This is a genomic window from Microcoleus sp. T2B6 (assembly GCF_036700475.1).
GTDB lineage: Bacteria > Cyanobacteriota > Cyanobacteriia > Cyanobacteriales > Microcoleaceae > Microcoleus.
In genome coordinates, this window is record NZ_JAUBOZ010000181.1 from 1 (window position 1) to 7,821 (window position 7,821).

A 7,821-nucleotide genomic window follows, 5' to 3' on the forward strand; every position below is an offset into this window, starting at 1 on the left:
GTCCTTTTTGGACGGGCGGGACGCCCATCCCACAATAACAATTAAAATTGTAAGTTATTTAATTCGCGATCCTAAGTTCCGTTTTGGAAGATTTTATCAAATTGACGCTAGCCATCGCGTCAATGCTAGCGATTTGCGCTGTTTGCCACAATTTTAATAATAGTTGTGGACGCACGTACTACAATTTTATCTCCGAATATAAAGTAGTGAAGCAATCTCAAACCCTTGATTTAACGCCCTTGAGTGCGTAAGTCCTGTGTAAGTAAGGTACGATCGACAGTTGAGTTATGTGAGCGCGATCGAAGAACTGTATGCGGCTTGTGACGCCCCACTACGACGATGGGGTCGATCGCGCCCATCGCCTGTCAATCTGAATATTGGAGCATCTCAACCACAATCTCGCTCTCGAAACTGCCAAGAATTCACATGAAATGTAGCCCCATATTACTCAACTGCAACAACTGACAGCTAAATGGTTTAACGAACACAACAAATGACTTGCAGTCCTAGTAAACTGTCCGGCATTTAAACACTTAACTGTTTACTTTTCCCGTCTACCATTCCCCGACTCGGACACTCTCGCCTTCTCCCTCCCCCACTGTGGCATAATGAGCCATTTATAGGCGTAGCAGCTTTATGTGTCTTCGCTCAACTCACCAAACATTAAATTATATAAATTAAACTTGACTTGCGGTCATAAAAAAGTTATATAAAGCTTTTTTGTGGAAGACAAATCGATTTTTTTGCTATATTGACCTGCAATTAAGATAATGATTGTGGTTAAGTGAGGAGTTGAACGGATGAAAAACTTGAATTGCTGGAATAAGCCCGCTGCATTGCTGGGCGCGATCGCGATCGTAGCCGGAAGTTTGCAGGCCAATGCCATCGGTGTTGCCGCCCCATCAACATCCACTGTCAGTCAAGATGCGGAAAATATTTCCTTTGAAGATAGCGCCACCTTTCAAATAGCCCAGGCTGGCAACCTTTGTCGCAAAGTCACCCCCAAAGAAGGTTTGACCGTTCGCCAGAACCCAGACCCCAAATCCCCTAGAGTTGGCGGGGTACCACTTAATACTCAGGTAATGCTGTCCCAAGGCGCTACTTCTGTTAAAGCCGCCGACGGTCGCCTCTGGATTCAAATTACCGCTCCCGTCACAGGGTATGTGGCTAGCGGATATCCCAACAACGAGGCTAATTTAGGTTCGTGCACCATTAGTCAAACTCCTTCCCCAAGTCCCGCACCCGCACCGGCACCCGCACCAGCGCCAGCACCAGCGCCAGCACCAGCGCCAGCACCAGCGCCAGCACCCGCACCGACGCCCCGTCCAAGTCCCGCACCGGCACCGGCACCAGCACCAGCGCCAGCACCCGCACCGACGCCCCGTCCAAGTCCCGCACCGGCACCGGCACCAGCACCAGCACCAGCGCCAGCACCAGCACCAGCACCAGCGCCAGCACCAGCACCAGCACCAGCACCAGCACCAGCACCGGCGCCAGCACCAGCACCTGCAACAGGCCCCGTAAGTCTGTGCCGGCAAGTAGAACCTCGCGTAGCGCCGAGGGGTCTAGCTATCCGCACTGAGCCTTCAAGGACTGCTGCGGTTAAAGGCGGTGTACCTGCTAACGGTCAAGTAACGCTTGTACCGAATTTCCAGTTAGTGAAAGATAAGAATGGAGAAAACCGCAATTGGGTTGAGATTTCAGCCCCTGTGGCCGGATTCATCTCGGCTGGAAATTTGATCATGTGCAAGTAAACTTCTGAGTTTGATCGCTCTTTTTGACTAAAAGAGCGATCGACACCGAAAATAGTTTTAAGTTATTGTCGCGCAGCCGGGGAACAACGCCGAGCCCAGATTGCTTCGTGGACTTACGCAGGAATAACTTATTTCTGTCGGCAGCCAGCGGTAGCGAATCTTTCTTGGCCTCTGTTTTTCATCCTCGGTTGCGTAAAGTCCTAGCTTCATTCCTCGCAACGCATCCGGGGTGAAAAAATTTAAGCAAAAAGCCGATCGACTTTTCTACTGACAGCGGCCGCTTGCCCAATTTTGGTGTCCGCGATTTGGTTGACACTTCGATTGTCTGCCAATCCAGACAATTTCCCACTTATTTTGCCTGAGTCTGAGTTCGATGCGGTGTTTAGCGTTAATTGCTTCGTAGTTCGATCGGGCGGCGGGCTGCCCCATTGCTGCGATGGGAATTTGGGTGCAGGCGAAAATAGCTGGGAAAAAGAGCGATCGCTTGAGAGTTGATTAGTTCATTAGGCTTCAGATTGTGCCAGAAACTTTTGTCTTCGAGATGCGAAAGCCGCCAAATCTGCCTCGGTGAATTGAGTTTGCTGCCATGAGGGGCGGGCAAGCAGTCGATCGCACCAAGCTTGAATTTTTGGATAGCCGTCTAGGGACACATCAACCCAAGATAGCAAGGGCACGACGGTGCCGGCAACGCACTCGGCAAACGTGACAGTGTTGCTAGCGAAAAAAGGGCGATCGTCCAACAAACCTTCAAAAAATGCCAGCACAGTATTGACTTTTTCCTTCGCCTTTTCTATTGCTTGAGGTTCAGGATTTCCCCAGCCCATTTTTTCGCTGATGAGGGGGGAAAGGGCCGGCCCAAGTTCGTTAATCGTGACCAATTCTACCATTTTCACAACTGCCAAATCTTGGGGTTCTTTCGGGAGCATTGCCGGTTCGGGATACTTCGTTTCTAGATAGTCAAGAATTGCCAGAGACTCGAAGACGGTGAAGCCATCATCGACCAAAACAGGGATGCGGTGAAAAGGATTGATTGCCACAAATTCCGACTGCAAGTGATCGCCGTCCAAGTGGATTTCTATTAATTCAAAATCGAGGTTTTTTTCTAAAAGGGCGACCCACACGCGGCGGGAGTTGGTGGAAATGGGAGTGTGATAAAGTTTCATAGCTGGTGGGGGTAATTATTGAAAGGTAATATAGCAATCCTCGCATCAGTTTCAATAACTGGTTAACTGGTTCCCAGGCAGAGCCTGGGAACCGATGTCCAGAGGCTCTGCCTCGGCCCAGACTATGGAGGCAGAGCCTCCGGATATGCGTTACCAGGCAGAGCCTGGTAACGAGTATAAAAACTAAATTAAAATTCCCTTAATTCCTTAATATCTGCCGAATTTCGCTGCTGCTAATTGTGATGGTGGCTGACATTTGCCTTATCTCTGCTCACTTTACGATTAATCAGTATATCATCCCACCAACTTCTAAAGCTCCTTTTATTGGCGGATTATTGGCTCATATTGACTTCCTGACGCACAGACGAGGTAATCGCCTCTACTAGAAATAATCGCTCACTAAGTGACAAATTCCTGGTTAATTCTACCAATTCTTGAAACGATATTTTTTTGGATATTTCTGAAAATTTATCATTCTGAGCTGGCGAAGAAACCTCACCATAACTTAAAGTTTTGACTGAAGTATTCTGAGCTAAAGTTGTCGTCATGTCTGCGTGGAGAAGCTCTAAAAATTTAATATCGTTCCCTAGATCGGCAGCCTCATCCTCATCTACATCTTCAATTACTTGCAAACGTTCTTTATAGGCATTGATTTGATGTTCAATGGCTTCTATAATAAACCTTAAATCTTTAAATGATAAATTCATGATACTTGCCTTGGTAAGAATAAATACTCATTGGCCGACTTGAGTTGAAAATACCCAAAAGATTATTTTTTCCGATGCAGGTAATTTGATATAAAAAACTAATCAAATATACTATTAATTATATTAGGATGTTGGGTTTATCTACTTACACCCAACCTCCTCTTAACTTATTCTATTTTACAGAAAAATGTGCCTATGAGGTGAAGTGCCTCTTTGTATTTTTCTAGAGTCATCGGTCTACTGGGCTGGAATAACCAATGACCGTCCCGGTCATTCACTAATTCCAGTTCTGGTGGAATGTCAGTGCCGAGGTCTAATTTATACCAATTTTTTCCTGAGCCTGGACTCTCAAAGGTTGATATTCCTTCTGACCGAGACATTCCTCCTGACAACCTTCCTTCTTCTAAAGTAGGCATAACCCATAATTCATCTTGCTGTTCATAAACGGTAATATCTTTATTGGGTCTGACATTATCCATTCTAGGTGAACTAGCATTCCCCTGTCGATACAGCGCAACGGGTGTTTTAGGCATCTTTAATCTCCTGAAATTGTAAAAAATTAACTGTCACGCAGGGTTAGGTTTTTGGGTATAACCTCGCATGTGAGTACAGAGGCACGGGGGCCTTATAGATTGAGCGTTTAGTTAATTTCGCTTCAGAGTTAAAGTTATGCCTATGCTAAAAACCGTTACCAAAATAACAGGGCAGGCCCTAAAGCCCGCCCCATCAAACGATCGACTATCGATTAGTAATCGAAGTCGCCGCCGCCCATGCCGCCGCCAGCGCCTGCTGCAGCGCCATCCTTCGGTTCAGGCTTGTCAACGACGATGCACTCGGTTGTCAGCACCATACCAGCAATAGATGCGGCATTTTGCAGAGCAGAACGAGTCACCTTCGCAGGGTCAACGATACCAGCTTCAAACATATCGACAAACTCATTTGTCGCTGCGTTGAAACCAACGTTGAACGGCTTTTCTTTGACGCGCTCAGCAATCACAGCGCCATTCAAACCAGCGTTTTCAGCAATCCGCTTCAGAGGAGCAGCCAGAGCCCGTGCCACAATCAAAGCACCGGTCAATTCTTCGCCCTTCAGGCTGCTGTTAGCCCACTCTTCCAATTGAGGAGTTAGGTGAGCCAAAGTTGTACCGCCACCGGGGACAATTCCTTCTTCTACTGCTGCTTTGGTTGCGTTGATTGCATCTTCCAAACGCAGTTTGCGATCCTTCATTTCTGTTTCGGTAGCCGCGCCGACTTTGATGACTGCGACGCCGCCAGCCAATTTGGCCAAACGTTCTTGCAGCTTTTCTTTGTCGTAGGAAGACTCGGTTTCGTCCATTTGACGGCGAATTTGTTCGCAGCGGGACTTGACGGCGGCTTCGTTACCTTCGGCAACAATTGTGGTGCTGTCTTTGGTGATGGTGATGCGGCGGGCTTTGCCGATCATGTCGAGCTTGGTATTTTCCAGTTTCAAACCGGCGTCTTCGGTGATTAGTTGACCGCCGGTCAATACGGCGATATCTTCTAACATGGCTTTGCGTCGATCGCCAAAACCGGGTGCTTTAACAGCAGTCACGTTCAACACACCGCGCAGTTTGTTGACAACGAGGGTAGCTAAAGCTTCTTTCTCAATGTCTTCTGCAATGATCAACAGCGGGCGGCCGGAACGAGCTACTTGTTCGAGCACGGGTACTAAATCTTGTACCAGAGCAATTTTCTTGTCTGTCAGCAAGATGAAGGGTTCTTCGAGAATCGCTTCCATCCGTTCAGTGTCGGTGACGAAGTAGGGAGAGATGTAGCCTTTGTCGAAGCGCATCCCTTCGGTGATTTCCAATTCGGTGGTCATAGACTTCCCTTCTTCCAGGGAAATCACGCCTTCCTTGCCCACCTTGTCCATTGCGTTAGCAATCATTTGGCCGACTTCATCGTCGTTACCAGCAGAGATGGAGCCGACTTGAGCGATGGCTTTGGAATCTTCTACTTGTTTGGCGTGTTCGGCAATTTTTTCTACCAAAAACGTGGTTGCTTTGTCAACACCGCGCTTGAGGGCGATCGCATTTGCGCCGGCTGCTACGTTACGCAGACCTTCTTTGACCATTGCGTGAGCCAAAACGGTAGCAGTTGTTGTACCGTCGCCTGCTGCGTCGTTGGTTTTGGAAGCTGCTTGACGGATCAGGGCAACGCCTGTATTTTCTACGTGGTCTTCTAGTTCGATTTCTTTGGCGATGGTAACACCGTCATTGACGATCTGAGGAGCTCCGAATTTCTTTTCGAGAACCACGTTACGGCCTTTGGGGCCGAGGGTTACGGCCACTGCTTCGGCCAAAATGTCCATACCGCGTTCGAGGGCGCGACGTGCATTTTCGTTGTAGATGATACGCTTAGCCATAGTTTTTGGGGATGAGAGGGTTTGAGATTTTGGATTGGGGATGATGGATTTTAGTCATTTGTCCCGTGTCATTAGTTGTTTGGCGGCGTTCGCTTTAAACTAATGACTGATGACTAAGGACTGATGACTAATGATTAATTAGTTAACGATCGCCAGAATGTCTTTTTCTGCAAGCAAGACGTATTCGTCTGTGCCGAGTTTGATGTCGGTGCCGGCGTACTTCGAGTAGAGAACTTTGTCGCCGACTTTGACTTCCATTTCAATGCGGGTGCCGTCGTCATTGCGCTTGCCGGGGCCCACGGCCGCGACTTCGCCTACTTGGGGCTTTTCCTTAGCTGTGTCGGGCAGAAGGATGCCGCCGGCGGTTTTTTCTTCGCTAGCGCTTACTTTCACGAACACGCGCTCGCCTAACGGTTTAACGGTAGAAACACTCAGTGATACTGCTGCCATAAATAAATCTCCAGATTACAGATTGTCGTGAGTCAGTCGTCAGGGGTCACGATGAAAGCAACAGCGGACTACTTACAACTGACATATTAGCACTCTCGGCTCCTGAGTGCTAATTTAGCTTTAGTCAGGGGCGATCGCAACTTAGTTGTCAGTACGGGTTCCCGAACCGAGAATGATTTGAAGGGAAGGAGAGGGTGAGAGAGGGAGAGAGGGAGAGGGGGAGAGAGGGAGAGGGGGAGAGAGGGAGATGGGAGAGATCCAGAAGCGAAAAAGCCCGGATTTCGACTGGTTATGCCTTTAAAACTTGCCTCTTGCTTGCCCTCAATTTCTGAATAGTAAAAAACCTACCCTTGAGACGGGAGGGAGTGGGGGCTGTGGTGATGACTTTCGATCGCTAACCAATTACTTTTGATTGATGAAGACAATGACAGAAAATAACGAGGAATCTTGCAGCCAAGGCTTGAGCGCTTGCGTCCAAAGCCTGGGAATCGCTCAAATCGAGCGGCATATTTTTATCTGTGCCGACCAAACCGTGCCCAAGTGCTGCGATCGGCAAACCAGTCTGGAGGCGTGGAATTACTTAAAAAAACGCTTGCAAGAATTGGGGCTCGACAAGCCAAGTGCCACTCGACCAACCTGCGTTTTTCGCACGAAAGCCAATTGCCTGCGAGTGTGCGCGTCTGGCCCGATTATGGTAGTCTATCCAGACGGAGTGTGGTATCGCGACGTTACTCCCCCCGTCATTGAGAGAATTATTCAGGAACATCTCCTCAACTCCAAGGTCGTTCAAGAATACGCTTTCTTGACTCATCCTTTGCCTGTGCCTTCTGAGGCCCAGCCAAACATTTAATTATAGCGCTGTTAAAGTACAGGGTTATAATTAAATGTTAAGTTTCAAGGTTAAGGGTGAGAAATTTAGACGGTTGGGCGTCCGGGCGATCGCACCTGCTACAGCTCAATAAAACTGTAGTTAGGTTCTTGTCTTCCTTGTGCGCCTTCCCGTGTTCCTTGTGTTTCTCAAAAGGTACAGTAAAAAAAAATCGATCGGAGTAACTGTGAAATTTTGTGCAAAAATTTCTCAGTGGCCGACACTAAGCAGGTTGCCAAACTACACTAGAAACAGTTAAATACGTAAGTAGGGAGTCTGCTTAAATTTCTCTATATCAGAAGTATCATTTAAAACCGGGGCATTAACCTGAAATTGAACCGATCGAGATTAAAGATATTTAACTTGCGCTCTGTTAGAGTAATCCCTAGGACGGGCTTTTCTTAGACATTTCCCTTATAAATTAGACAATTGGTGTATACGGGAATAATTCACCTAACCAAACCCAGATATGTCCAAATATGTACCACCAAGA

8 protein-coding genes are annotated in these 7,821 nt (G+C 47.7%); 2 read left to right on the forward strand and 6 right to left on the reverse strand.

Annotated elements, in window-relative coordinates; all coding sequences use genetic code 11:
* The first annotated feature begins 800 nt into the window (after window positions 1-800).
* Window positions 801-1,754 carry an SH3 domain-containing protein gene (locus QUA00_RS35510; RefSeq protein ID WP_333413232.1) on the forward strand — a complete coding sequence of 318 codons (954 nt, stop codon included), beginning with the start codon at window positions 801-803 and terminating at the stop codon, window positions 1,752-1,754.
* A gap of 264 nt (window positions 1,755-2,018) precedes the next feature.
* Here QUA00_RS35510 and QUA00_RS35515 read toward each other — a convergent pair whose 3' ends face one another.
* From QUA00_RS35515 to groES, 6 genes are all read right to left on the reverse strand, one after another.
* On the reverse strand, window positions 2,019-2,183 hold the full coding sequence (locus tag QUA00_RS35515) for a hypothetical protein (RefSeq protein ID WP_333413234.1): 165 nt from the start codon (window positions 2,181-2,183) through the stop codon (window positions 2,019-2,021).
* A gap of 74 nt (window positions 2,184-2,257) precedes the next feature.
* A complete protein-coding gene (locus tag QUA00_RS35520; protein WP_333413236.1) occupies window positions 2,258-2,917 on the reverse strand; it encodes a glutathione S-transferase family protein in 660 nt (219 codons plus the stop codon).
* 332 nt (window positions 2,918-3,249) lie between these two features.
* Window positions 3,250-3,624: a hypothetical protein gene (locus tag QUA00_RS35525; RefSeq protein ID WP_333140392.1), complete on the reverse strand. Its 375-nt coding sequence runs from the start codon at window positions 3,622-3,624 to the stop codon at window positions 3,250-3,252.
* A gap of 167 nt (window positions 3,625-3,791) precedes the next feature.
* Window positions 3,792-4,157, reverse strand: a complete 366-nt coding sequence (locus tag QUA00_RS35530) for a Tse2 family ADP-ribosyltransferase toxin (protein ID WP_333140390.1) — start codon at window positions 4,155-4,157, stop codon at window positions 3,792-3,794.
* A 212-nt stretch (window positions 4,158-4,369) separates the two neighbouring features.
* Window positions 4,370-6,010, reverse strand: coding sequence for a chaperonin GroEL (gene groL / locus QUA00_RS35535; RefSeq protein WP_333046934.1), 1,641 nt, complete (start codon window positions 6,008-6,010; stop codon window positions 4,370-4,372).
* 138 nt (window positions 6,011-6,148) lie between these two features.
* Window positions 6,149-6,460, reverse strand: a complete 312-nt coding sequence (gene groES / locus QUA00_RS35540; protein WP_332945088.1) for a co-chaperone GroES — start codon at window positions 6,458-6,460, stop codon at window positions 6,149-6,151.
* 424 nt (window positions 6,461-6,884) lie between these two features.
* Here groES and QUA00_RS35545 point away from each other — a divergent pair, with 424 nt between their 5' ends.
* Window positions 6,885-7,310, forward strand: a complete 426-nt coding sequence (locus QUA00_RS35545; protein WP_333068660.1) for a ferredoxin — start codon at window positions 6,885-6,887, stop codon at window positions 7,308-7,310.
* Window positions 7,311-7,821 lie beyond the last annotated feature (511 nt).

What these genes read in the sequence shown, in the direction of transcription:
- QUA00_RS35510 (WP_333413232.1), top strand. Translation starts at nt 801, where the DNA reads ATGAAAAACTTGAATTGCTGGAATAAGCCCGCTGCATTGCTGGGCGCG.
- QUA00_RS35515 (WP_333413234.1), bottom strand. Translation starts at nt 2,183, where the DNA reads ATGGGGCAGCCCGCCGCCCGATCGAACTACGAAGCAATTAACGCTAAA.
- QUA00_RS35520 (WP_333413236.1), bottom strand. Translation starts at nt 2,917, where the DNA reads ATGAAACTTTATCACACTCCCATTTCCACCAACTCCCGCCGCGTGTGG.
- QUA00_RS35525 (WP_333140392.1), bottom strand. Translation starts at nt 3,624, where the DNA reads ATGAATTTATCATTTAAAGATTTAAGGTTTATTATAGAAGCCATTGAA.
- QUA00_RS35530 (WP_333140390.1), bottom strand. Translation starts at nt 4,157, where the DNA reads ATGCCTAAAACACCCGTTGCGCTGTATCGACAGGGGAATGCTAGTTCA.
- groL (WP_333046934.1), bottom strand. Translation starts at nt 6,010, where the DNA reads ATGGCTAAGCGTATCATCTACAACGAAAATGCACGTCGCGCCCTCGAA.
- groES (WP_332945088.1), bottom strand. Translation starts at nt 6,460, where the DNA reads ATGGCAGCAGTATCACTGAGTGTTTCTACCGTTAAACCGTTAGGCGAG.
- QUA00_RS35545 (WP_333068660.1), top strand. Translation starts at nt 6,885, where the DNA reads ATGACAGAAAATAACGAGGAATCTTGCAGCCAAGGCTTGAGCGCTTGC.